Here is a 967-nt window from a genome sequence, read left to right as displayed (position 1 = left end):
GTTCATGCCGCAGGTGGTGGGCGTCTTCACCGACCTCGACACCACCCCCACCGGCCTCGACCTCACCATCGACATCGACTCCCGCTTCTCCACCCACCCCACGCCCCTCAAGCTCGCCGCGATCGCCACCGGCATCCTCGCCACCCTCCTCGCCCTGACCGCCCTCCACCAGCTCGACACCACCGACGGCCGCCGCCACCGCCGCTTCCTCCCCCCCAGCTGGTGGCGCCTGCGCCCCCTCGACGGCATCGTCGCCACCATCCTCGCCATCTGGTACCTCATCGGCGCCAACACCGCCGACGACGGCTACATCCTCACCATGGCCCGCGTCGCCAACGACGCCGGCTACATGGCCAACTACTACCGCTGGTTCGGCGTCTCCGAAGCCCCCTTCGGCTGGTTCTACGACATCACCGCCCTGCTCGCCCAGATCTCCACCGCCAGCCCCTTCATCCGCATCACCACCCTCATCGCCTCCCTGCTGTGCTGGTGGATCATCTCCCGCGAGGTCATCCCCCGCCTCGGCCGCCGGGCACGGACCACCCCCGCCGTCACCTGGACCGCCGCCGCGGTCTTCCTCGCCTTCTGGCTGCCCTACAACAACGGCCTGCGCCCCGAGCCCATCATCGCCGTCGGCGCCCTGCTCACCTGGATCAGCATCGAGCGCGCCATCGCCACCGGACGCCTGCTCCCCGCCGCCACCGCCGTCATCATCGCCGCCTTCTCCCTCGCCGCCGGCCCCACCGGCCTCATGGCCGTCGCCGCCCTCCTCGCCGGCTCGAGGCCCCTGCTCGCCATCCTCATCAAGCGCGCCCGCGAGCACGGCTGGATCCCCGTCACCGCCCCCATCCTCGCCGCCGGCATGGCCGTGCTCTTCATCATCTTCTACGACCAGACCCTCGCCACCGTCACCGAGGCCTCCCGCCTCCGCACCGCCATCGGACCCTCCCTCGCCTGGTACGAGGAG

At 71.1% G+C, this 967-nt stretch carries 1 protein-coding gene; it reads left to right on the top strand.

All coding sequences use genetic code 11. The annotated features are described in order from the left end of the window. A partial coding sequence (locus FXO18_RS15795) for an arabinosyltransferase domain-containing protein (protein ID WP_187774407.1) occupies window positions 1-967 on the top strand: 967 nt, incomplete at both ends.

This window comes from Lolliginicoccus suaedae (assembly GCF_008312885.1).
Taxonomy (GTDB): Bacteria; Actinomycetota; Actinomycetes; order Mycobacteriales; family Mycobacteriaceae; genus Lolliginicoccus; species Lolliginicoccus suaedae.
Note: the sequence above shows the minus strand (reverse complement) of the source record. Positions and strands in the feature narration are given on the sequence as shown.